This is a genomic window from Pseudomonas sp. BIGb0558 (assembly GCF_024807515.1).
Lineage (GTDB): Bacteria > Pseudomonadota > Gammaproteobacteria > Pseudomonadales > Pseudomonadaceae > Aquipseudomonas > Aquipseudomonas yamanorum_A.
Genome location: NZ_JANUEW010000008.1, coordinates 70,054 through 93,564, shown reverse-complemented (window position 1 = coordinate 93,564; position 23,511 = coordinate 70,054). Strand labels below are relative to the sequence as shown.

General features: G+C 61.7%; 20 protein-coding genes and 2 pseudogenes. 11 read left to right on the top strand and 11 right to left on the bottom strand.

The genetic code is table 11. From position 1 onward, the window contains the following. Positions 1-190: 190 nt before the first annotated feature. The 5 genes from colR to M2400_RS12925 all read left to right on the top strand — a co-directional run bounded on the left by colR (position 191) and on the right by M2400_RS12925 (position 3,964). Positions 191-874 (top strand): two-component system response regulator ColR, encoded by a 684-nt coding sequence (gene colR / locus M2400_RS12945; protein ID WP_003208587.1) that lies wholly within the window; start codon positions 191-193, stop codon positions 872-874. Continuing rightward, entirely contained in the window at positions 864-2,144 is a 1,281-nt protein-coding gene (locus M2400_RS12940) for a HAMP domain-containing sensor histidine kinase (RefSeq protein ID WP_177046756.1), read from the top strand. Before colR ends, M2400_RS12940 begins: the two co-directional genes overlap by 11 nt. A 188-nt stretch (positions 2,145-2,332) precedes the next feature. Further along, positions 2,333-3,013 carry a class I SAM-dependent methyltransferase gene (locus M2400_RS12935; protein WP_177115600.1) on the top strand — a complete coding sequence of 227 codons (681 nt, stop codon included), beginning with the start codon at positions 2,333-2,335 and terminating at the stop codon, positions 3,011-3,013. Positions 3,014-3,017: 4 nt separating this feature from the next. Next, positions 3,018-3,734, top strand: coding sequence for a lipopolysaccharide kinase InaA family protein (locus tag M2400_RS12930; RefSeq protein WP_177046752.1), 717 nt, complete (start codon positions 3,018-3,020; stop codon positions 3,732-3,734). Then, positions 3,734-3,964, top strand: coding sequence for a hypothetical protein (locus M2400_RS12925; protein WP_177046750.1), 231 nt, complete (start codon positions 3,734-3,736; stop codon positions 3,962-3,964). Before M2400_RS12930 ends, M2400_RS12925 begins: the two co-directional genes overlap by 1 nt. A gap of 618 nt (positions 3,965-4,582) precedes the next feature. On the opposite strand, the gene M2400_RS12920 is transcribed toward M2400_RS12925, so the two are convergent. The 3 genes from M2400_RS12920 to M2400_RS12910 are packed head-to-tail and all read right to left on the bottom strand — an operon-like array spanning position 4,583 to position 8,206. Further along, entirely contained in the window at positions 4,583-5,680 is a 1,098-nt protein-coding gene (locus M2400_RS12920; protein ID WP_259197026.1) for a DUF1513 domain-containing protein, read from the bottom strand. 2 nt (positions 5,681-5,682) lie between these two features. Continuing rightward, positions 5,683-6,747 (bottom strand): imelysin family protein, encoded by a 1,065-nt coding sequence (locus M2400_RS12915; RefSeq protein ID WP_177045932.1) that lies wholly within the window; start codon positions 6,745-6,747, stop codon positions 5,683-5,685. Between the two features lie 31 nt (positions 6,748-6,778). Next, complete coding sequence (locus tag M2400_RS12910; protein ID WP_259196898.1) at positions 6,779-8,206, bottom strand: di-heme oxidoredictase family protein; 1,428 nt, start codon at positions 8,204-8,206, stop codon at positions 6,779-6,781. Between the two features lie 139 nt (positions 8,207-8,345). Here M2400_RS12910 and M2400_RS12905 point away from each other — a divergent pair, with 139 nt between their 5' ends. Beyond that, a complete protein-coding gene (locus M2400_RS12905) occupies positions 8,346-8,909 on the top strand; it encodes an NAD(P)H nitroreductase (protein ID WP_177078797.1) in 564 nt (187 codons plus the stop codon). A gap of 122 nt (positions 8,910-9,031) precedes the next feature. On the opposite strand, the gene M2400_RS33570 is transcribed toward M2400_RS12905, so the two are convergent. From M2400_RS33570 to gap, 8 genes and pseudogenes are all read right to left on the bottom strand, one after another. Further along, positions 9,032-9,787, bottom strand: a complete 756-nt coding sequence (locus M2400_RS33570) for a methyl-accepting chemotaxis protein (protein WP_371132077.1) — start codon at positions 9,785-9,787, stop codon at positions 9,032-9,034. A gap of 102 nt (positions 9,788-9,889) precedes the next feature. After that, positions 9,890-11,029: pseudogene (locus M2400_RS33565) on the bottom strand (HAMP domain-containing protein); the annotation flags it as partial. Between the two features lie 263 nt (positions 11,030-11,292). Next, positions 11,293-11,694 (bottom strand): YbaN family protein, encoded by a 402-nt coding sequence (locus tag M2400_RS12895; RefSeq protein WP_177046072.1) that lies wholly within the window; start codon positions 11,692-11,694, stop codon positions 11,293-11,295. Positions 11,695-11,864: 170 nt separating this feature from the next. Further along, entirely contained in the window at positions 11,865-12,473 is a 609-nt protein-coding gene (locus M2400_RS12890) for a biliverdin-producing heme oxygenase (RefSeq protein WP_177115604.1), read from the bottom strand. Between the two features lie 131 nt (positions 12,474-12,604). Beyond that, a complete protein-coding gene (locus tag M2400_RS12885; protein WP_259196886.1) occupies positions 12,605-15,184 on the bottom strand; it encodes a TonB-dependent receptor in 2,580 nt (859 codons plus the stop codon). Between the two features lie 118 nt (positions 15,185-15,302). Beyond that, on the bottom strand, positions 15,303-16,271 hold the full coding sequence (locus tag M2400_RS12880; protein ID WP_177045944.1) for a FecR domain-containing protein: 969 nt from the start codon (positions 16,269-16,271) through the stop codon (positions 15,303-15,305). A 61-nt stretch (positions 16,272-16,332) separates the two neighbouring features. Then, positions 16,333-16,851, bottom strand: coding sequence for an RNA polymerase sigma factor (locus tag M2400_RS12875; protein WP_177045946.1), 519 nt, complete (start codon positions 16,849-16,851; stop codon positions 16,333-16,335). A 193-nt stretch (positions 16,852-17,044) separates the two neighbouring features. After that, positions 17,045-18,046, bottom strand: coding sequence for a type I glyceraldehyde-3-phosphate dehydrogenase (gene gap / locus M2400_RS12870; protein ID WP_003214117.1), 1,002 nt, complete (start codon positions 18,044-18,046; stop codon positions 17,045-17,047). 221 nt (positions 18,047-18,267) lie between these two features. Between gap and edd the strand changes: the two genes are divergently transcribed. The 5 genes and pseudogenes from edd to M2400_RS33560 all read left to right on the top strand — a co-directional run. Continuing rightward, the gene (gene edd, locus M2400_RS12865) at positions 18,268-20,094 is read left to right on the top strand and encodes a phosphogluconate dehydratase (RefSeq protein ID WP_177045954.1); all 1,827 of its coding nucleotides are present in this window, start codon (positions 18,268-18,270) and stop codon (positions 20,092-20,094) included. After that, entirely contained in the window at positions 20,091-21,047 is a 957-nt protein-coding gene (locus M2400_RS12860; RefSeq protein WP_177045955.1) for a glucokinase, read from the top strand. The genes edd and M2400_RS12860 overlap by 4 nt, the downstream gene beginning before the upstream one ends. Before the next feature lie 141 nt (positions 21,048-21,188). Then, positions 21,189-21,920: a response regulator gene (locus tag M2400_RS12855; protein WP_010169994.1), complete on the top strand. Its 732-nt coding sequence runs from the start codon at positions 21,189-21,191 to the stop codon at positions 21,918-21,920. Beyond that, complete coding sequence (locus M2400_RS12850) at positions 21,910-23,379, top strand: ATP-binding protein (protein ID WP_177045957.1); 1,470 nt, start codon at positions 21,910-21,912, stop codon at positions 23,377-23,379. Before M2400_RS12855 ends, M2400_RS12850 begins: the two co-directional genes overlap by 11 nt. A 24-nt stretch (positions 23,380-23,403) precedes the next feature. Further along, positions 23,404-23,502: pseudogene (locus M2400_RS33560) on the top strand (N-acetyltransferase); the annotation flags it as partial. Positions 23,503-23,511: the final 9 nt, after the last annotated feature.

Genomic DNA, 23,511 nt, shown 5'->3' with positions numbered 1-23,511 from the left:
TTATTTTCGATGGGCGCGATCTTCGCGCTGACACTGTAGTCAGGTTGTGAACCTATAGTGAAAAACTCGTTAACACCCGCAATCGGTTGAAAACAGTAATCGGCGCGGCCTTCAGGCCTAGCCGTGAGCCATACTTGGCCTTAAGCTGCGCGAGCCAACACGGCCGTTACCGCGTACGGAGACACTGCCCATGCGAATTTTATTGGTTGAAGACAACCGCGATATTCTGGCCAACCTGGCCGATTACCTGGGGCTGAAGGGCTACACCGTAGACTGTGCGCAGGACGGTTTGTCGGGCCTGCACCTGGCTGCCACCGAACATTACGACCTGATCGTGCTCGACATCATGCTGCCTGGCATTGATGGCTACACCCTGTGCAAACGCCTGCGCGAAGATGCCCGCCGCGACACGCCGGTGATCATGCTCACCGCCCGCGACCAGTTGGACGACCGGCTGCAGGGCTTCAAGTCCGGCGCCGATGACTACCTGCTCAAGCCGTTTGCGCTGTCGGAACTGGCCGCACGCATCGAGGCGGTGCTGCGCCGTGCCCAGGGCGGCGGTCGCCGGGCCTTGCAGGTCGGTGACCTGAATTACGACCTCGACACCCTGGAAGTCACCCGCGAAGGGCGCCTGCTCAAGCTCAACCCGGTCGGCCTGAAGCTGCTGGCGGTGCTGATGCAAAAAAGCCCTCACGTGTTGCGCCGCGAAATTCTCGAAGAAGCCCTGTGGGGCGATGACTGCCCGGACAGCGACAGCTTGCGCAGCCATGTTCATCAACTGCGTCAGGTGATTGATAAACCCTTCGCCAAACCGTTGCTGCAAACGGTGCACGGTGTGGGTTATCGCCTGGCCGAGGGTCGTGATGGAGTTTAAGCAAAGCCTTGCCCAGCGGATCATCATTGCCTTCGCCTTGATGAGCGCGTTGGTGGCGGGGGCCTTCGCCATGGGCATCGTCGCCACGGTGCACCTGGTGGAAGAAAAGCTCATTTCGGCAGGCCTGGGCGGTGACTTGCAACGCCTGCTGCTGATGGACAGCGTCGAGGACTGGAGCCACCGTCCCGAGCCCGACCAGTTGTTCTACTTCAGCGGCGGCCCCGGCGATTTCGAGCTGCCCAAAGACTTGCGCCACCTGGACGCCGGTTTTCACGAGGTGTTCCGCGAGCAGCTTTCCTACCACGCGATGGTCGAAATCGTCGACGGTCGCCGCTATGTCTTGCTGCAAGACCAGAGTGATTTCGAAGAGCGCGAGCGCGTGCTGTTTGCCGTGGTGCTGGTGGGGTTTGTGCTCAGCCTGGCGCTGGCGGTGTTCCTCGGCTGGGTGCTGGCCCGCAAGGTCATGGCGCCGGTGGTGCGCCTGGCCCGCCAGGTACGCCATCGCGACCAGTTACTCGGCCTGGCGCCGCCCCTGGCCCCGGATTATGCGGCGGATGAGGTGGGCGAGTTGGCCGTGGCCTTCGACGCGACCCTGGGCCGCTTGCGCCAGGCGTTGTCCCGGGAGCAGCTGTTTACCAGTGATGTCAGCCACGAGTTGCGTACTCCGCTGATGGTGCTCGCCAGTTCCTGCGAATTGTTGCTGGAGAATCCGGCCATTGATCAGCGCGGCCGCAAACAGGTTGAACGCATTGCGCGGGCCTGTGAAGAAATGCGCGAACTGGTGCAGACCTTCCTGATGCTGGCCCGTGCCCAGCGCGAGGAGGCGGGCATGTCGCCCCAGGCCAACCTGGCGCAGGTGGCCGACGATCTGCTGGGAATCTGGCGTGAGCCCATCGAGCACAAGGGCCTTGAGTTGGTCTATCAGCCCGGCGCACCGTTGGATACCCGCTACAACGCGACCTTCCTGCACGCGGTGATGGGCAACCTGCTGCGTAATGCACTGCATTACACCGAACGTGGCTTTATCCGCCTCACCCTGGAGCCGAGTGGCTTCGTGGTGGAAGACTCCGGCGTGGGGATTCCCGAGGACAAGCGCGAAGCGATGTTCGAGCCATTTGTGCGCGGCAGTGAAAAGCGCGGCGAAGGCCTGGGCCTGGGGCTGTCCCTGGTCCAGCGCATCTGCGAAAACCAGGGCTGGAGCGTCAGCCTCAGTACCATGGAGCCCAATGGCTGCCGCTTTCATGTCGAGTTGAGCCCGGTCAAACCCTGATACCTGTCCTGCCGCTATCCTGCGGCAGAATCCCCATTTTTCGCCGAAGATGGCAACATGCCACGACTTGTATCTGCAAAGTTTTGTAATGTATAGGATTCGACAGGACAAGTTTTTCACAACGTGTTGACCTGTTGATCACAGGATTCTGCTTAGGGTTGTAGGCATCAGTAACTGGGGACCCGTTGATGCCTACTCCGACCAAGCTCGAATTTTCCGAAAAGTACGACGATCAACACGCGCAGAAATATTTGCTCAAGCATCAGGACAATCTGGCTCGCCGGTTGTCCCACAAACGCGACGAGCAATTGGCGCGGGGTGCGCTGGCCATGGCCGGTGAGCCTGGCCTGGTGCTGGACTTACCGTGTGGGGCGGGGCGTTTCTGGCCGCTGCTGGCAGAAAAGCCCAACCGTGTGATCATCGGCGCCGACAATTCAGCGTCGATGTTGAAAATCGCCACTGTCGCCCAACCGGCGGATGTGGTGAAACGGGTACGGCCCTTGCAGACGTCTGCCTTTGATATTGATTTGCCAGACAACGCAGTCGACAGCATTTTCTGCATGCGCTTGATGCACCACATCGGTGACCCCGCGCACAGGCTGGCAATACTGCGTGAGTTTCAACGTGTTACCCGCGACAGCGTGATTATCTCGTTGTGGGTGGATGGCAACTTCAAGGCCTGGAAACGCAAGCGTGCCGAAGTGCGCCGTCGCAAAAAGGGTGAGCAGGAAGGTTACCAAAATCGATTCGTGTTACCGGCTGCTACTGTTGAAGCAGAGTTTGAACAAGCCGGTTTCCGTATTCAGGAATCACTGGACTTCATACCGCTCTACGCCATGTGGCGAGTGTATGTATTGCGCAAGAGGTAACAGGATGGCTGTCGAGTGTTTAGCAGGTAGTGAAGTAGCTCCCGAGGAGCGATTTGATTATTTCTGGCGCCAGCAGGGCGAGTGGGTCGAGGAACCCAATCGTCGTCGTGGCGGTGAAAGTGGTGTGCAACGGGTGATGGGCACCAATGGTCGTTTGCTCTACAGCAAGCGCCAGACCGGCCATATCTACCGCAGTTGGCTCCATCCTTTTGGACGCCCCACTGTGTTGCGTGAGCGCGATGCCCTCAAGGGCCTGCGTTTGCTGGATGTACGCGTGCCGGAACTGGTGTTCTGCGAAGCCCGCCGCGACCCGGAGCACCAATGGAAGGCGTTGCTGGTGACGGCGTCGCTGGACGGTTTCGACGAGATCGAAAACTGGTACGCCGCGGGTGGTCGTGAGCAGTACGGTGAGTTGGTGCACGAGCGCCTGCTCAAGGAATTGGCCGGTACCCTGGCGCGGATGCACAAGGGCCGTTGGCAGCATGGTTGCCTGTATATCAAGCATATTTTTGTGCGGGTGACGGGCGAGGGCGATGCGGCCAAGGTGGAAGTGGCGTTGCTGGATTTCGAGAAGTGCCGCCAGCGGTTGACCGCGTTGCGGGCGGCTCGGCATGACATGCTGCAATTGCGTCGCCATTCGTCGTGGAATTCTACGGACTGGAAAAAACTCAGCTACTTTTACGAGACGGCGTTTGGCAGCGCTATCAAAGGTTTAACGTAATGAAGCTAGAAATTGCACGAGGTTTGTTTCTGTTGGGGGCGTTGGGCATAGCGGCCCTTGCCCTGGCTGCTTGGGAGCAGCCCCGGACACAAGTCCTCAGTGCGGTGCAGGGTGCCGGGCAGCAATGCCCGATGCCGCGGATCGCCAAGGTCGGTGTTACGGCCAAGCCTGATCATGAGTTGTTGTTGTTCATGTTTGGGATGTCCCAAGGGATGAGGCCACAAAGTTGAAGAGATTGAAGCCCAAATAAAAGGCCTCGCTGGTTCGAGGCCTTTTATTTGAGCTTGGTTTTTGGGGTGGTTGGTTTATTGAGTACATATCCGTTATTTAGGTAACGGCTACTTATGGTTTCGCTCTTACAGCGAGTCACTTTTTTACAAACGCCTAAAAAAGTAACCAAAAAACGCTTTGCCCCACCACTCGGTGCCTCGCTTAGGCTCGGCATGCCCGCACTCCGGCCATCGTGGTTAACGGGGCCCGCAGATCAAGATCAAAAGCACGCAGCCTCGCTGGCGCTCGACAGCTGCTACGGGGTGGCTTTGCTTTTCTGTAGGAGCTGGCTTGCCGGCGATGCAGGCGACTCGGTGCATCAGGTACACCCCGTGGATGCCATCGCCGGCAAGCCAGCTCCTACAGGGGATCGTGTTCGCTTTAGCTTTTGATTTCGCCTTTGCTTCACCACACTCTGCCTGCGTGCGGGCACACCGAGCCTAGGCGAGGTGCCGAGTGGTGGGGCAAGAGCGTTTTGCTTACTTTTGACTGGGCCGGCATTCCGGCTGTTCAAAAGTGAGCCGCTGTAAGAGCGGAACCCTAGGCGGCCGTTACCTAAATAACGGATATGCCCCCGATCAAACCAGGTGCAGATGGTTATCCCAAAGCCCCGCCGGCAACTCCAGCGGCTTACCCACCAACGGCACCTGCCGACAATCATAAAACCGGCAACGCCCCTGACCCGAAGTCACCACGAACCCGTCCGCCACCGCACCCACCCCGGCACAATCCGGCAAGGGCCCGTCCAGCAGCAACTCCGCGCTGTCCATGTTCCAGATAAAGAACCGATTCCCCCGGGGCGCCGTCAGCGCCACCAGCCGCAACTCACTGTGCACCGCCACACTGGCCGTGTAATGCCCCATGGCCTGCAACTGCTCATCCGCCACCGGAAACGCCACAAACGCCTGCCCTGGCCGCTTGATCGCCAGCAACTCCGACCGCTCATGAGAAGGCCCCATGAACTGCTGCCCCGCGAGGATCGTCCCGTCGCTGGCAATCCCCATGTGCCGCACACTGTTCATCTGCTGGTCCAAGGTCTCCTTGCTCAGCAGCGTCCCGTCACGGTTCATCAGGACCAGACTCGGCTCCATGGCATTCAGGTTCATCTCCACCCGGCTCTCGGCCTCGGTGCGAATCCCGCCGTTAGCCACCACCAGCGTCTCACCGTCAGGCATCCACGACACCTGATGCGGCCCGATCCCATGGGTAGAAATCTCCCCGGTGTGCACCAACCGCTCACCCTCAAACCGATACACACCCAGCAAACCGCGGCCCGGATCGGACGTGTCGTTCTCCGTGGCATACAGCCACTCGCCGTCCTTGTGCACCACCGCATGCCCATAGAAGTGGCGATTGGATTTGGAGGTAATGGTTTGCAGCAGCGCCCCATCACGCAAGTCGATCAGATAACTCTCGGTGCCCGGCCGACGGGCGACAAACAGTGCAATCGGCAGCGCCGGGTGGTTGATGATGTCATGGCAGCGCTGGCCAACCTGGGTGGCAAACACTTGCTTGCCGTCCAGGTGGAAGCCGACGGCGTAGTGTTTGCCATCACTGTCATCCCGCGCCGAGAGCAGCAGCGGGCTTTTGCCCTTCTGCTTGAACAGCGTCCAGCCACCCAGGGTGATTGCACTGAGCAGCACGCTACCGATCGCCAAAGCCTGTCGCCTGAGCATCATCAGTCACCGTCGTTGGCGTTAAAGCCCAGTTGGATGCCCAGCGCCTTGGCCAGCTCGCCTTCGTGCAGGCGGTGGACCACGTTGAGGCTGTCGTAGATATCGTTGAGTTGCTGGCGCCCGCCATCGTCAGCCAGCAGTTCATTCAACGTACGCTGGTTGCTGGCGAACAGTTTCAGGGACGCGGCATACGCGGCGTCGATCTTGTCAGCCAACGGCTTTTGATCGGCAGGCAACAGGCCACGCAGGCCTTTGTTGTCGACGCCGACCCACACGGTCTGGGCGGCAGCCAGGCTGGCCTCCAGGCTTTGCAGGGACGACTGGCTGCGCCATGCATCGGCCTGGAACGGTTGCGGGATGCCCTTGGTCTGGCGGCCCATCGGGGTGCCGAGTTTTTTCTTCAGGGTGTCCAGCGCGGTCACTTGAACCCGCAGCAAATCAGCGATGGCTTCGTGGGAATCGGCGTAGCGCTGGTTAGGAAACTTGGTCATCTGCGCCAGCATGCCGTCGGTGCTGTTCCAGCTCGACAGGATCTCTTCGGCGAGCAGTTTCTGGCGTTCGCCGATGGCCACCAGCAGCGGGCAGTAGCGGGCTTTTTGCGTCTCGTCCGCCAGGTCGGTCTTGGCGTCGTAGAGGATGTATTCGTAGGCCGACAGGCCTTGCACCACGACGCTGGATTTGGCCAGTGCGGCGGCATCGATTTGCGGTTGGGCGGTCACCAGTTGTTCGACCTGACGGCCCACCAGGTTTTTCTTGTCCGGCCAGAACTGCACCTGCCACGAGCGGTTGCCCTCGGCCAACGGGCCGATCAGCAGTGGTTGCAACTCGGCCCAGGCTTTTTGCGCGTGCAGGAAGTCGGCGCGGGCGGTCTCCAGGCTTTCCTTGCCCTGGCAGTAGGCCAGGGCGCTGACGGCCAGTTGGCGGTCGGCTTCAACCCAGCGGCTGTAGGTCGGCAGGATCACTTGCTTGGCGATGGCCGCCGAGGTCACCGCCTGCGGGTCCTGGGGCGAGCACGCACCCAGGGCGAGGGCGGCCAGGCTGGTGAACAACAACTTGGGACGGAACATGTCGAGCTCCCTTCTGTAATTAGGACAAAGCTTATAAAGAATTCAGAAATGCCAGCAACGCGGCGCGCTGCTCGGCATTGAACGACAACACATGCTGCTGCGCCGCCTGGGCTTCACCGCCGTGCCACAGCACGGCCTCCATCAGGTTGCGGGCGCGGCCATCATGCAAAAACTGGGTGTGGCCACTCACGGCTTGCGTCAGGCCAATGCCCCACAACGGCGGCGTACGCCAGTCGCGACCACCGGCCTTGAATTCGCTGCGGTTGTCGGCCAGGCCGTCGCCCATGTCGTGCAGCAGCAAGTCGCTGTAGGGGCGAATCACCTGATTGGCCAATTCAGGTTCGGCAGCCGTTGGCGCCGTGGTGAATTGCGGGGTGTGGCAGCCCTGGCAACCGGCCTGGTAGAACAGGTTTTTCCCGGCCAGCACCTGTGGCGCGTTGACGTCGCGGCGGGCGGGCACGGCCAGGTTGCGGGTGTAGAACAGCACCAGGCGCAGGATGTTGTCGCTGACCTCGGGCTCGCCGTCCGGGCCATTGCCGTTGGGCGCCTGTTTGCAGGCCACTTGTGCATCGGTGCAATCATCGAACGGTCTCAGGGACGTGGTGAGGCCCATATCACCAGAGAACGCGTGAACATTTTGTTGATTGAGGTTCGGTTGCCCGGCTTTCCAGCCAAATCGGCCGAGGACGGTCTTGTGTTGCGCGTCGTCCCAGACCCAATTCGCCCGTCCGACGAGGGCTTCCTTGTCGGCGGTTTTCGGGTCGGTGTTGCGCAGAATGTCGGCGTCGGCAATCGCTTCCAGCAAGCCCAGGCCGATCATCGGCGGGGCTACCCGTGCGGAGAAGCGCGTGTCGGGGTGCATCGGGCCGTAGCCGAGCTGGGTGATCTGCAGCGCCGGCTTGCGCAACTCCACCACGGTGCCGTCCTTGAAGCTGACATTGACCGGTGTGTAGTCGACCCGCACCTTGCCTTCCGGCGCAACGCCGGGCACGGCCATGTCCTGCAATTGCCCACCGTAGACGGGCTCGGGGACGACACCCAGTTGTTCGATGACCCTGGCATAGGGCGGCGCATCGGGAATCGACAGGCGCACCAGCATCGACACCGCGTTGGGCGCATCGGGCAACGGCGGATGACCACGGCCATCCTTGATATGGCAGTTCTGGCAGGCGTTGGTATTGAACAGCGGCCCCAACCCGTCGCGGGCGGTGGTGGTGGACGGGGCAATCACCCAGGGGCTGCGGAAGAAACTGTTGCCTACGCTGAAGTCCAGGCGCCGGGTGGGCGACAGGTTGGCCGAGGGCAGGGAGAAGGCGTTCTGATCGGTCTTCCTCACCGTTGTCGCACCGCCCGCGCGCGCTTCGCCCGGCTCCGCCTTGGTAAAGCGGGGCGCGTCATCGCAGGCACTCAGGCTCAGGGCCATCAACAGTGCAGACAGGCGAAGGGGCGAACGCGGCATCAGTCTTCCTGAACCTGGGCTGAAAATAAGGCCGCAAAGTCTAACAGGGCAGGGCGGATTGAATAAGAGCAATTATCGTTTGGTGGTATCCGATTCATTCCCGCTAGAATGACCGCACATTTTTCTCTGGAGGTGGCCAATGCAGGCTCTCGACGCTTTGCTCAACCGTGTTTCCGTGCCGCGACTGCTGGAACCGGCACCGACCCAGGAGCAGCGCGACCTGTTGTTCGCCGCTGCCATGCGCGCCCCGGACCACGGCCAACTGCGGCCCTGGCGCTTCCTGACGGTGGAAGGTGCGGCACGTGAGCGCATGGGCACGCTGCTGGCTGAAGCCGCTCGCCTGCAAGACGCCGACGCGCCCCAGGCGTTTATCGACAAGGCGCAAAATGGCCCGCTGCGTGCGCCGTTGGTTGTTGTCGTAATCGCTCGTCTGCAAGAACACTTCAAGGTGCCGAAGTCCGAGCAACTGCTGGCGGCGGCCTGTGCGGCCCATGGGATTCTGCTGGCGGCGTACGCCCAGGGGATCGGTGCGGTGTGGCGCACCGGTGAGTTGTCGTATTCGGCCCACGTCGCCAAAGGGTTGGGTCTGACAGCGGATGAGGAAGTGATTGGCTTCCTCTATCTGGGCACCCCACAAAACCCGCCGCGTACGGCCCCGAAAGAAGACCTGGCGCCGTTTGTGGCCGCCTGGACGGGTCAATAAGCAGCACAAATCTGCTTTGTGTGGGAGCCGGGCTTGCCCGCGATGCAGGCGCCTCGGTGTGTCAGTTACACCGAGGTGATGCTATCGCAGGCAAGCCAGCTCCCACATTGGGGCCTCACGGTTTAAACCCGAAACTGATCCATCAGCTTCATCTGCTGGCTGGCCAGCGCATTGAGTTGGCTGCTGATGGCCGCTGACTCGGTGGCTTGGCCGGTCAGGGTTTCGGTCACGGTGCGGATCGCCGAGACGTTGCGGTTGACCTCCTCGGCCACCGCACTCTGTTGCTCGGCGGCGCTGGCGATCTGCAGGTTCATGTCGCTGATCACCGTCACCGCATCGCTGATCTTGCCCAGGGCCTGCACCGCCTGGTGAATCTGCCCGGCATTGTTCTGCGCCTGGCTCTGGCTCGAATGCATGGTCGCCACCACCCCGCGGGTGCCGGTCTGGATGCGTTCGATCACCAGGCGAATCTCCTCGACCGAATCCTGGGTACGTTTGGCCAGGTTGCGCACCTCATCGGCCACCACCGCAAAACCGCGCCCGCTTTCCCCGGCGCGTGCGGCTTCAATCGCGGCGTTCAGGGCCAGCAGGTTGGTCTGTTCGGCAATGCTGCGGATCACTTCCAGTACCGAGCCGATCTGCTCGCTGTTCACCGCCAGGGCTTCGACCTCGGTCACGGCCTTGCTGACTTCTTCGGCCAGGGTGGTGATGTCGCGGGTGCTGCGTTCAATAATCTGCATGCCTTCCCGGGCTGACTGGTCGGCACCCCGGGCCGCGCTGGCGGCGTTGGAGGCGCTGTTGGCCACATCGTGGGCGGTGGCGCTCATTTCGTTCGAGGCCGTGGCCACCTGGTCGATCTCACGGAACTGCACCTGCATGCCTTCACTGGTCTGACGCGCGATTTCCGAAGACTGGTCGGCGGTGCCACGGGCTTCGGTGATGCTTTGCTTGATCTGCGCGATGGTCGGCTGCAGCTTGTCCAGGAAGCGGTTGAACCAGTTCACCAGTTCGCCCAGCTCGTCTTTTTTGGCGTAGGCCAGGCGCTGGGTGAGATCGCCATCGCCGCTGGCGATTTCCTTGAGCATGGCGGCCACGCTGTTGATCGGCCGGGTCACGCCGGTGGCCGTCAGCCAGATCAGCAGCAGGCCCAGCAAGCCGGCGGCTGCGCCCACCAGCAGCGCCTTGACGGTGCCACTGGCCTGGGCCTTGTCGAGTACGGCCTGGAGTTTGTGGGCGTCAGCCAGCAACACTTCCTTGGGCAGTTTGATGACGATGCCCCAGGACTTGGCGTCGGCAATCGGCTTGACCGGGTACACCGCGCGGATCGTGCCGTCTTCCTCGCGAATCTTGCGGGTATCGCTGGCCAACAGTTGCACAATCTCCTTGCCTTCGGCGCCGAGGGTGTCGATCAGGTTCTTGCCGACTTTGGCGGGTTCGCCGCTGTAGCCGGCGATCAGGCCCGTGCTGGAGAGAATCTCCAGGTGCCCGGCACCGTTGAACAGCTCTTTTTGCGCTGCATCGGTCGCGGCTTGCAGGGTGTTGAGGGCTAGGTCGACACCCACCACGCCGATCACTTTGCCGTCGACCAGCAGGGGCAGGGAAATGGTGGTCATCAACACCGGTTTACCGGCCACGGTGTCTTCATACGGGTCCAGCAGGCAGGTGTTGCGGGTATCCCGCGGGCAGGTGTACCAGATGTTGTAGGGCGTGCCGCTGAGGTTGAGGCTGGTCTTGGTCAGGTCGTCCTCGACCATCACCGTGTTCAGGCCCTCACCACCGGCGCGGCTCCAGTAGCTGGAAAAGCGGCCTTTTTCGTTTGAAGCCCGGGCGGCATCGTTGAGAAATTCGCTGTCCTTGCCGTCCAGAGCATTTGGCTCGAACGACAGCCAGATGCCGAGCACCTTGCTGTTGCGGTCGAAGGCGGTTTTCAGGCTGTGGTTGAGTTCTTCACGCAAGGCCCCGGCGTCCAGCGAGCGCTTGCCCGCCAGGCTGCGCAGGTCCTTGATCTGGTCGGCGAGGGCGGTGACCACCAACAGGCTTTCGCCGAAGGTCTTTTGCAGTTGCACCGCCTGTTCGGCGGCCTTGGCCTGCAACAGGTTCTGCACGCTGTCGGTGAGCATTCGCGAGCTTGAATCGCTGATCAGTTCATCGTTCTGGTTGGTCTGGTAGAGGTTCATGCCGACTACCAGGGCGATCACCCCCAGCAGGCAAAGACCGGACAGCAGCACGATTTTCAAGCGAATGGAGAGGGTGTCGAACATAGGTGTACCCGCGAATGGACTTATTGATCTGCAAGCTCACGCGAGTCCATTCGGCGCTATGCCCGGAACATCGGCTTGGGCCGGCGGTTCATGAGGGGAAGTCGATGAGCGGTAGGACGTTGTCAGGCGGGGTGTGGGAGGCGTTCCGGGCGTGACCAGATCCACAGGTTGCCCAGGCTCATCCCGGCGATGGCCAGGTAGATCGGCCAGCCGTGGTCGAGCATCACCAGCATCAGGCCGGCGCAGAGCAACATGCTCACTGTGGCACTGACCTTGGCGCGGCGGGCGATGATTTTGCCGTTGCGCCAATTGAACAGGATCGGCCCGAACAGCCGGTGGTTTTCCAGCCAGGCACTCAGGCGCGGGGAGCTTTTGGTGGCGGCCCAGGCGGCCAGCAGGATGAATTCGGTGGTGGGTAAGCCCGGTACCACAATCGCAACCAGGCCGATGCCCAGGCTGACGTAGGCCAGGAGGCCGAACAGGACGCGGGCGATTTTGGACGAGGATTGGGTTTTGCCGGTCATTTTAGTGGGGCTTGCAGGGTGGAGTGGGGTGCAGATTATAGGGATTGAAACCGGATCAAATGTGGGAGCTGGCTTGCCTGCGATAGCATCAACTCGGTCTTTCAGATACACCGAGGTGACTGCATCGCAGGCAAGCCAGCTCCCACATGGATTGGGTTTCTACAGAAAAATCAGGCCAGTTCAGGGGCGCTAGCGTACGCCTGTTCCAGCAACACGGTGAAGCGCACGAACGCATCCACCGCGCCTTTTTCCGCTTCGGCTTCTTCTTCGGCAGTGAGTTCCAGCGCGTCGAGGGTGCGGGTGAAGCTTTTCCAGCCTTGCGCACGACCGCCGGCCGGCTCGCCCAGGTGGCGGGCACCGAAGGTTTCGCTCAAGCCCAGGCCCACCGCACGCTTGATCAGAAACGCAGCGCCCAGCTTGGAGCCTTCAGACACGAACAGCCAGCCCAGGGCTTCGGCCTTGCTCGGGTTTTTCACAGCGCCGGCCACCGGGGCCGGGACTTCGGTGTCCAGGTCGCCCAGGTCCAGCCTGGCAGCCTCGGCGCGGCAGCGTTCGGCCAGGTCGGGGACGAGCTTGATCAGCTCGCGGTCGTTATACAGCGCCACCAGTTCCGACTGGAACAGGTACTGCGCGACCACGAAGCGGGCGAAGTTGGCCTGGGTTTCAAACGGTGCATGGGCCTTCACCAAGGCGTCGAGCTTGGTATGCGGCTCGTTGGTGATCTGGTTCAGGCGTTGGGAGCGCAGGCTTGGGCGTTCAGCAGTAGGAGAAGCAGTCATGAAGATGTCCTTGAGAAGAGGAAGCGTCTGGTTGCCAGGCTGTTATGAACTAGACGAACCAGAAGACGCGTCACAGTAAAAAATCCTCACCCCGGCGCAGATAAATTTCCAGCGGGGTGAGGCTCCATTGATCAGATGTCCCAGATCAGGTTGATCGCAAAATTGCGGCCTGGCTGGGTCAGGCGGTCCAGGTTGGCCGGCCCGGTCACGCCGGCTTCGCCCACGCTGTCGTAGCTGCGCACGTCATCCCAGTTCCAGTATTTCTTGTCGGTCAGGTTGTACAGGCCGCCGTTGATGGTCACGTCGTTGGTGACCTTGTAGAAACCGGTCAGGTCGACGATCCCGAAGCCCGGGGTCTTGAACGGGCCGTTGGCGCTGTTGCCGTCGGGGGCGAAGAAGGTGGTGCTGTCGACGCGGTCCTGTTTCTTGACCAGGGTCCAGCTGACCAGTGCACCGTAGTTCTGCTGGTCGTAACCCAGGCCGAACACACCCTTGAGCGGGTTGACGCTGTTCAGCGGCTCGCCGTTGTCGTCATTGCGTCCGTAGGTGTAGGCAACGGAGCCTTGGGTGTACAGGCCCTGCGGTGCGCCAAACACGTCGAGGTTCAAGCGGCCCTTGGCTTCCACGCCCTTGATGGTGGCGTGCTTGATGTTGTTGGCTTCGAACTGCTGGACGGTGCCGCCGGCGACCGAGGCGTCTTCATCGATGAAGTCACGGTACTTGTTGTAGTACACCGCCACGTCAAACGAGCCCGAGTCGAAGTTGCCGCGAATCCCGGTTTCGACACCGCGGCTGCTTTCCGGCTTGAGGTCCGGGTTGGGTTCCACGGTGTAGCCCTGTTGCAGGTTTTCAAAGCGGCCATACAAGGCCTTGGCCGACGGCGTGCGATAACCTTCGGCGTATTGGCCGAACCAGGTGTATTGCTCGGTCAACGCGTAAGTGATGCCGAACTTGGGCGTTACACGGTGCCAGTTCTTTTCCGAATCGCTGTGGTCGTAGATGCGGGTCGGGTCGACGGTGTTGAGGAATTCCTGGGTCAGCTTGGGTTTGAGCTGGATGTAGTCATAACGCACGCTGGGCAGGAAGGTCCACTTGTCCCAGGCGATCTGGTCCTGGGCAAACAATGCGTAGGAGTTGATGGTCGGGTCGGGGAAGTCGCTGGCTTTTTTCACGCTGTCGCTGGCCGTCGGGCTTGGTGCGCCGATGGCCGTGCAGCCGCCGCCGACTGCCAGGCAGGTCGCGGCGCCTTCACGGGAGCCGGTGACTTTCTGCTGCTTGAGGGTGGTGCCGTAGGTCACGACATGATTGGTTTCGCCGATGCTGAAAGCCTTGTCCAGTTGCGCGTCGAATACCCACTGTTTCTCTTCGTACAGGGTCTCGCGGGTGCGCAACACCTTGCGCGATGGCTGGTAGATTTCGGCGGTGGTCTGGTCGGTCTTGGCGATCTGGTAGTTGAGGCTGGTCTTGATGTGATCGGCAATCGGCGAGTCGAGGGCGAACTTGTTTTCGATGCCAAAACGTTCACGGGTGATGGTGTCGTTGCCCGTACGGCTGCGGTAATAGTTAAAGCCCCGGCCACCGACGAACGGGCCACCCACTGCGTTTTTCAGGTTGGTGTCGCGATCGTCCTTGAACTTCTCGTAGGTCAGGCCCAGGCGGTTCTCGTCACCGTAGTTCCAGCCCAGTTTGGCCAGCACGTTGGTGGTGCGTGCATCTTCCGGGTTGGCGCCGGTACGCGCGAGGCCGGTGGCGTTGTTGCCGTCGTAGGATTCCATTTCGTGGCCGTTGCGCTGGCTCAGGTGCAGCAAACCGTCGAAGTCCTGCACGCGGCCGGCGACGGTGCCGGAGGTCAGCCAGCTCTCGTCGGCGGAGCTGTAGCCGGTCTTCAGGCGTGCGCCAAAATCCTGGCCGGGCTTGATGATGTCGTCCGGGTCGAGGGTGAAGTAGCTCACCGCACCACCGATGGCGCTGCTGCCGTACAAGGCCGAGGCCGGGCCGCGCAGGATCTCCACGCGCTTGACGATTTCCGGGTCGACGTAGTTGCGGCGGGTCTTGGCGTACGGACCGTTGAAGAAGTTGTCCGGAACTTCGACGCCGTCCACCTGGGTGAGGATGCGGTCGCCGTCGATGCCGCGAATGTTGTAGCCGGCATTGCCGGAGCGGGTACCGGCACCGCCCACCGACACGCCCGGCTCATAGCGCACCAGTTCGCGGATGGTGTTGACGTTCTGGCGGTCCAGCTCCTCGCGGTCATGCACGCTCACGGTGCTGGGCACGCTGTCCACGGCCTGTTCCTGGCGGGTGGCGCTGATGGTCATTTGTTGCAGGGTGATGGCGCCGGCGGCGGCGCGTTTTTCCAGCACGATATTGTTGTTGCTCAGTTTGCGATAGCCCAGGTTGGTCCCCACCAACAGCCGGTCCAGGGCTTTATCTGCCGGCAACGAGCCACGTACGCCAGGGGATGACACACCCTGGCCCAACTCGGCGGGCAGGCCGATTTGCCAGCCAGTCACGGCGGTGAAGGCGTTCAGCGCCGAGACCAGGGATTGTTGCTCGATGCTGAAGCTGTAATTGCCCTGGCTGCGGGTGGCAGGCTCTGCGGCACTGGCGACCATGACGGGCGCACCGGCCATCAGGATGGCGGCGGTCAGCAGCGACAAGCCGTGGCGGCGAACGGGCGAAGAGGACCGGCGGTTGAAACGAGAGGACATCGAGAGCGCTCCGGAAGGTACGAATCTTATAGTTGCGACACTGAATCAAATAGGAATCAGTTGCATTGGCTATAACGAGACGTACCGCCTTGGGCTATCGAGTAAAAATAATTCTCATTTAGTTCAGGATCACCAGCGCCGGGTATTCCGAGAGCTTGGCCGAGGTGATGTGGGCCAGGGAGCGCACCACGTCCAGCGGCTGGTCGAGGCGGTAATTGCCGGTGACGGCGACGCTGGCGAGCTTGTCGTTGTTGTTGACGATCCAGCCGGGGTAGTAGCGGCGCAACTCGGCCAGCACTTCGCTCATCGGGCAGTTTTCGAAAATCAGCCGGCCGTCGATCCAGGCCAGGTCCTTGGTGGCATCGAGTTTGGCGGGTTGGCCGAAGCCCTTGGGCCCGATGCGGATACTTTCACCGGCGCTCAGGCGCACCCGCGCGTCGTCAAAGGTGTTGCTCAGGTCCACATCGCCGCGTTGCACCTGAACCTGGGCTTCACCGTTCAGGTAGCGCACGGCAAAGGCGGTGTCGCGCACACTGGCGCGCACCGGGCCGGCGTCGATTTCCAGGGGCAGGCCACGGCTGGGCAGCACCTCGAAAAACGCTTCACCCTGATACAGGCGGGCGATGCGCTGGTGGTCCTTGATGCTGCTGGAGAACGCGGAATTGGTGTTAAGCAGGACTTTGGAGCCGTCGTCCAGTTGCAGGCGCTGGCGCTCGCCCACCACGGTCAGGTGGTCGGCCTGCAGGCGCATTGGCAGGTTACTGAAGCTGAACAGGCCCAGCAGCAACACGGCGGCGGTGGCCAGGGGCTTCCAATGGGGTTTGATGCGGCGCCAGGCGCCGGGTTTGCGTGGCGCATTCAGGGCGACGGCCGCGCTGTGCACGGGCGCGCCGCCCCAGGCGGTCTGGGCCTTGATGAAGGCTTCGGCGTGCAGCGGGTCGCTGGCGAGCCAGGCTTCAAACTCGGCCTGCTGCCCGGGTTGCGGGCACTGCAAGGCGATCAGCCAGTCGAGGGCTTGGTCCATAGCCGTGTCTTGCAACACCTCATGAGCCAGCTCATGGGGGTGCAGTTTATTCGGATCCGTCACGGTGTTCCTCGGGTCTTCGCCACGTTTTAATCAATAGTCCTACAGACTGTGCCGACAAAGCTTAAGGGCGATCCAGTCTTTCGGCCACACCTATGCAGATGGCCATGATCAATTTCAGTTCCTTTTGTACGGTGCTCAGGGACACATCGAGCTTGTCGGCGATTTCCTGATAGCTGCAACCGTGCAGGCGGCTGAGGATAAAGATCTGCTGCTGGCGGGCGCTCAACTGGCCGAGGCTGACACTGAGTTGTTCCAGCAACTGCTCGGCCTGGATCGTGTCTTCGGGGGTGCTGACGGGGGAGGCGACGCTTTGCAGGATGTCCATCGGGACGTCTTCCTGCAGGGTGCGGGCCTGGATCCTGCGGGCACGCAGGTGGTCCAGCGCGAGGTTGCGCGCCGTCTGGTACACGAAGGGTTCGAGGTGGTCGATCGGCCGTTCGCTCAAGGCCCGGGTGACGCGCAGGTAGGTTTCCTGCAGCAGGTCCTCGGCGGTGCTGTGGTTATTCACCATCCGCTGCAAGGTGCGCAGCAGAATCACACGCTGAGTGAGGAAGACTTGGTTGAAGCGAGATTGGCTCACAGTGATACCAGACCGATTTGCAGCAAATGATAATGCTTATCATCAACTGAAATGGCAAGTGGCACATTGAGATGCGATGAAGATCCCTGTGGGAGCCGGGCTTGCCCGCGATGCAGGCAACTCGGTCTTTCAGTCAGGCCGAGGTGATGCAATCGCAGGCAAGCCAGCTCCCACAGGGGATATCAATGCCAAGTTATTCGGCGTTGCAGAGCGCCAGGCAGTTATCCAGCATACGGTTCGAGAAGCCCCACTCGTTGTCGTACCAGGCCAGCACTTTCAGCAGTTTGCCGCTGACCTTGGTGTGATTGGCGTCGAAGATCGACGAAAGCGGGTTATGGTTGAAGTCACTGGAAACCAGCGGCAGGGTGTTGTAGCCGAGGATTTTCGAGTGCTGGCTGGCTTCTTTCAGCAGCGCGTTGACTTGCTCGGCGCTGGCTTCTTTTTTCAGTTGCACGGTGAGGTCCACCAGCGACACGTTGATCACCGGCACACGCACGGCCATGCCGGTCAGTTTGCCTGCCAGTTCCGGCAGCACCAGGCCCACGGCTTCGGCGGCGCCGGTCTTGCTCGGGATCATGTTCTGGGTGGCCGAGCGCGCGCGGTACGGGTCGGTGTGGTAGACGTCGGTCAGGTTCTGGTCGTTGGTGTAGGCGTGGATGGTGGTCATCAAGCCGCTTTCGATGCCCAGCTCGCGGTGCAGCACCTGGGCCACTGGCGCCAGGCAGTTGGTGGTGCAGGAAGCGTTGGAGATGATCTGGTGGGATTGACGCAAAATGTCATGGTTTACCCCGTACACCACGGTGGCATCGGCGCCCTTGGCCGGGGCCGAGATGATCACCTTGCGCGCGCCGGCGGTAATATGGGCGGCGGCCTTGTCACGGTCGGTGAACAGACCGGTGCATTCAAAGACCACGTCCACCTTGTGTGCAGCCCACGGCAGGTCGGCCGGGTTGCGAATGGCACTCACGGCAATCCGGTCACCATTGACGGTCAGGCTTTCCTGATCGTGGGCGACCTCTGCATCGAAAGTACCGTGGACGGTGTCGTATTTAAGCAGGTGGGCATTGATCGAGCTGTCGCCAAGATCGTTGATGGCGACGATCTGCAAATCCTGACGGTAGCCTTGGGTATAAAGTGCGCGCAGGACATTACGGCCAATACGGCCAAAACCATTGATAGCGATACGTAGAGTCATTGGAAGGTGCCTGTCGTCGATTTGTTGTAAGAATTACAAGATTATTCGCATAAAAATAGAAAACAAGCCTTTTTAGTGGCAATATTTTGTTCAATCAACAACGAGTGACCTGAATCAACTGGTCCGATTGGTCAAGCAACACCCTGCCAACCTCTTCGCGGCGGGCGTTTGACCAGCATAGGAACGAGGGTCGCCACATCCGTTAGCCTGGAGTTCTATACATGCATCCCCGCGTTCTTGAGGTCACCGAACGGCTTATCGCCCGTAGCCGTGCAACCCGTGAGGCCTACCTTGCGCTCATTCGCGGCGCTGCCAGCGACGGCCCGATGCGCGGCAAGCTGCAATGCGCCAACTTTGCCCACGGCGTGGCCGGTTGCGGCACCGAAGACAAAAACAGCCTGCGCATGATGAACGCCGCCAACGTGGCAATTGTTTCGTCATATAACGACATGCTCTCGGCCCACCAGCCGTACGAACATTTCCCCGAGCAAATCAAAAAAGCCCTGCGTGAAGTCGGCTCTGTTGGCCAGTTCGCCGGCGGTACCCCCGCCATGTGCGATGGCGTGACCCAGGGCGAGCCGGGCATGGAGCTCAGCCTGCTGAGCCGCGAAGTGATTGCGATGTCGACGGCGGTAGCGCTGTCCCACAACATGTTCGACGCCGCGCTGATGCTGGGCATCTGCGACAAGATCGTCCCCGGCCTGATGATGGGCGCCCTGCGCTACGGCCACCTGCCGATGATCTTCGTCCCGGGCGGCCCGATGCCGTCGGGGATCTCCAACAAACAGAAAGCCGACGTACGCCAGCGCTATGCCGAAGGCAAGGCCACCCGCGAAGAGCTGCTGGAATCGGAGATGAAGTCCTACCACAGCCCGGGCACCTGCACCTTCTACGGCACCGCCAACACCAACCAGTTGTTGATGGAAGTGATGGGCCTGCACTTGCCGGGCGCTTCGTTCGTCAACCCGTACACGCCGCTGCGTGACGCCCTGACCCGCGAAGCCGCGCACCAGGTCACGCGCCTGACCAAGGCCAACGGCAACTTCACGCCGATCGGCGAGATCGTCGACGAAAAATCCATCGTCAACTCCATCATCGCCCTCAATGCCACCGGCGGCTCCACCAACCACACCCTGCACATGCCGGCCATCGCCATGTCGGCGGGCATCATCCTGACCTGGGATGACATGGCTGACCTCTCCGAGGTGGTGCCGACCCTGTCCCACGTGTATCCAAACGGCAAGGCCGACATCAACCACTTCCAGGCGGCGGGCGGCATGTCGTTCCTGATCCGCGAGCTGCTGGAAGCCGGCCTGCTGCACAATGACGTCAACACCGTGGCGGGTCATGGCCTGAGCCGCTACACCCAGGAACCGTTCCTGGTGGACGGCGAGCTGGTATGGCGTGAAGGCCCGATCGAAAGCCTCGACGAAACCATCCTGCGCCCCGTGGCCCGTGCGTTTTCCCCGGAAGGCGGTCTTCGCGTGATGGAAGGCAACCTTGGCCGTGGTGTGATGAAAGTCTCCGCCGTGGCCCTTGAGCATCAGATCGTCGAAGCGCCGGCCGTGGTGTTCCAGGACCAGCAAGACCTGGCCGATGCATTCAAGGCCGGCCAGTTGGAAAAAGACTTCGTCGCCGTGATGCGCTTCCAGGGCCCGCGCTCCAACGGCATGCCGGAATTGCACAAGATGACCCCGTTCCTCGGCGTGCTGCAGGACCGTGGCTTCAAGGTTGCCCTGGTAACAGACGGGCGTATGTCCGGCGCCTCGGGTAAGATCCCTGCCGCGATTCATGTCAACCCTGAAGCCCAGAGCGGCGGGCCACTGGCACGCGTGCGCGATGGCGATATCATTCGCGTGGATGGCGTCAAAGGCACCTTGGAGCTTAAGGTGGACGCTGAAGAATTTGCAGCGCGCGCGCCTGCCACGGGCCTCCTGGGCAATAACGTGGGGGCCGGTCGCGAGCTGTTTGCGTTTATGCGTTTGGCCGCGAGCTCCGCAGAGCAGGGCGCCAGCGCCTTTACCTCTGCCTTGGAGACACTTAAGTGAAGCTTGCGCTGGTCGGTGACATCGGTGGTACCAACGCCCGTTTTGCGTTGTGGCGGGATCAGGAGCTGCATTCGATCCGCGTCCACGCGACGGCGGATCATGCCAGCCCGGAAGAGGCGATCCAGGTCTATCTCAAGGAAGAAGGCCTGGCCATCGGCTCGATTGGCGCGGTGTGCCTGTCGGTCGCAGGGCCAGTGAGTGGAGATGAATTTAAATTCACCAACAATCACTGGCGCCTGAGCAAGACTGCTTTCTGCAAGACCTTGCAGGTGGACGAGCTGTTGCTGGTGAATGATTTCTCGGCCATGGCCCTGGGCATGACCCGCCTCAAACCCGACGAATTCCGTGTGGTGTGCGAAGGTACGCCGGAGCCCTTGCGCCCGGCCGTGGTGATCGGCCCTGGCACCGGCCTGGGTGTCGGCACCTTGCTCGACCTCGGCCATGGCCGTTGGGCCGCATTGCCGGGGGAGGGCGGCCATGTCGACCTGCCGGTGAGCAGCCCGCGCGAAGCCCAGCTGTGGCAGCACATCTACACTGAGATCGGCCATGTCAGCGCGGAAACCGCCTTGAGCGGTGGCGGTTTGCCCAGGTTGTACCGGGCGATCTGCGCGGTGGACGGCCATGAGGCGGTACTGGAAACCCCCGAGGCCATCACTGCCGCTGGCCTGGCGGGCGACCCGATTGCCCTGGAAGTACTGGACCAGTTCAGCATCTGGCTGGGCCGCGTGGCCGGTAACAACGTGCTGACCACCGGCGGTCGTGGCGGGGTGTACATCGTGGGCGGCGTGATCCCGCGTTTTGCCGATTTCTTTATCAAGAGTGGTTTTGCCAAGAGTTTTTGCGACAAAGGCTGCATGAGCGACTACTTCAAAGGCATTCCGGTGTGGCTGGTGACGGCACCGTATTCCGGTTTGACCGGGGCAGGTGTAGCGCTGGAGCAGGCATTTGCGTAGGCAGTGATGGCGCCATCGCAGGCAAGCCAGCTCCCACAGGGGAATGCATTCCAAATGTGGGAGCTGGCTTGCCTGCGATGAGGCCCTCCATAACAACGAATTATTAAGCCCGTCCCATCCCTAACAACAAGGACGACCCCCGTGAGCGTTATCAGTAAATCCATTCTCCTGGTCGACGACGACCAGGAAATCCGCGAGTTGCTGCAAACCTACCTCAGCCGCGCCGGTTTCCAGGTGCGTGGCGTGCCGGATGGTGCGGGGTTCCGCCAGGCGATGAACGAAGCGCCCTGCGACCTGGTGATCCTTGATGTGATGCTGCCGGACGAAGACGGTTTCAGCCTTTGCCGCTGGATCCGCCAGCACCCGCGCCAGGCCCAGGTGCCGATCATCATGCTCACCGCCAGTTCCGACGAGGCCGACCGCGTGATCGGCCTGGAGCTGGGCGCCGACGATTACATCGGCAAACCTTTCAGCCCCCGCGAGTTGCAGGCGCGGGTAAAGGCCTTGTTGCGTCGCGCCCAGTTTGGCCAGGAGCGCAGTGGTGGCGAGGTGCTGGTGTTTGGCGAGTGGCGCCTGGACATGGTCAGCCACCGGCTGTTCCACGTCGACGGCGAGGAAGTGATCCTCTCCGGTGCCGACTTTGCCCTGCTCAAACTGTTTCTCGACCATCCCCAGCAAATCCTCGACCGCGACACCATCGGCAACGCCACCCGTGGCCGTGACCTGATGCCCCTGGACCGGATTGTCGACATGGCCGTCAGCCGCTTGCGCCAGCGCCTGCGCGACACTGAAAAACCACCCCGGCTGATCCGCACCGTGCGCGGCAGTGGCTATCAATTGGCAGCCAGCGTGGTTGCCGGCAATGCCCACTGAGCGCCTGCGTGAACTGCGCCGGCGGATCCCGGTACCGCGCTCGCTGCTGGGGCGGATGTTACTGCTGACCCTGTTGGCGGTGCTGTTTGCCCAGACGTTGTCCAGCGTGATCTGGGTATCGCAACTGCGCGCCACCCAGCTCGAAGGCCTGGTGACGGCTGCCCGCAGCCTGGCGCATTCGATGACCGCCAGCGTCAGTTATTTCCGGTCCTTGCCGGTGGCGTTTCGGCCCTTGGTGCTGGACCAGTTGCGCAGCATGGGCGGTACGCGGTTTGTCGTGACCCTCAATGACAAACCCCTGGACATGGCCGTGTTGCCGCAAACCCCGCGCAAGCAGGCGGTGCTCGGTGCGGTCGAAGAAGTGTTGCGCCAGACCCTGGGCAGCGACGTGCATGTCTCGGTGGAGTTCGTCAGCGCCGAAGACCTGCGCATCTTCAACGCCGGCTTGAAACTCGATGAACTGCCGCGTTCCTGGGCGCATTACGCGCTGACCCTGGAGCCGGTCAATCCGCCGGTCCTGGTGACTCAGATCCAGCTGGCCCAGGGCGAATGGCTGTACATCGCGTCCTTGTTGCCCGAACCCTACACCAGCCTTGAAGAACAAGGCCTGCCGTCCCAGCAGGTGTGGTTCATCGTGCTCACCAGCGGCTTCCTGCTGCTGTTTATCGGCCTGCTGGTGCACTGGCAGAGCCGGCCGCTCAAGCGCCTGGCACGGGCCGCGCGTGACATGTCCCTGGGCGCCGACGTGGAGCCGGTGGCCGAAGGCGGCGGCAGCGAAGTGGTGGAAGTGGGTCGTGCGTTCAATGCGATGCGCGAACGCATCAGTCGTTACCTGACCGAACGCAGCCAGCTGTTCAGCGCGATTTCCCACGACTTGCGCACACCCATCACGCGCTTGCGGTTGCGGGTGGAGTTGCTGGAAGACGAGAACCTGCAAACCAAATTCGGTCGCGACCTGGATGAGCTGGAGTTGCTGGTCAAGGGCGCGTTGCAGTGTGTGAAAGACACGGACATCCACGAGAACATCGAACCGGTGGACCTCAACCACGTGCTCGACTGCCTGGTGGAGCCGTACCTGGCGCCCAATGGCAACGGCCGCGTGACCCAGCATGGCCGTGCGCTCACCACCTATCCGGGCAAGCCGCTGGCGCTCAAGCGCTGCATCGGCAACCTGATCGACAACGCCTTGAAGTACGGGCAGAACGCCCATTTGCATATCGAAGACGATGGTGCGGAATTCATCCTTCACGTCGATGACGAAGGCCCGGGTGTGCCGGAGCAGCGCCTGGAGCAAGTCTTTGAACCGCACTTCCGTTTGGCCGGGCAGCAGCAGGGGTATGGGCTGGGGCTGGGCATTGCCCGCAACATTGCCCACAGCCACGGGGGAGAAGTGAGTTTGCAGAATTTGCGCGAGGGTGGGTTGCGGGTGACCTTGCAACTGCCCCGCAGCCTCGATTAGACGCCACTAATACCGGAACTGATTGAACACTTGTGGCGAGGGAGCTTGCTCCCGCTGGGGCGCGAAGCGGCCCCAAAAGATGGGACTGCTGCGCAGTCCAGCGGGAGCAAGCTCCCTCGCCACATTAGTTAT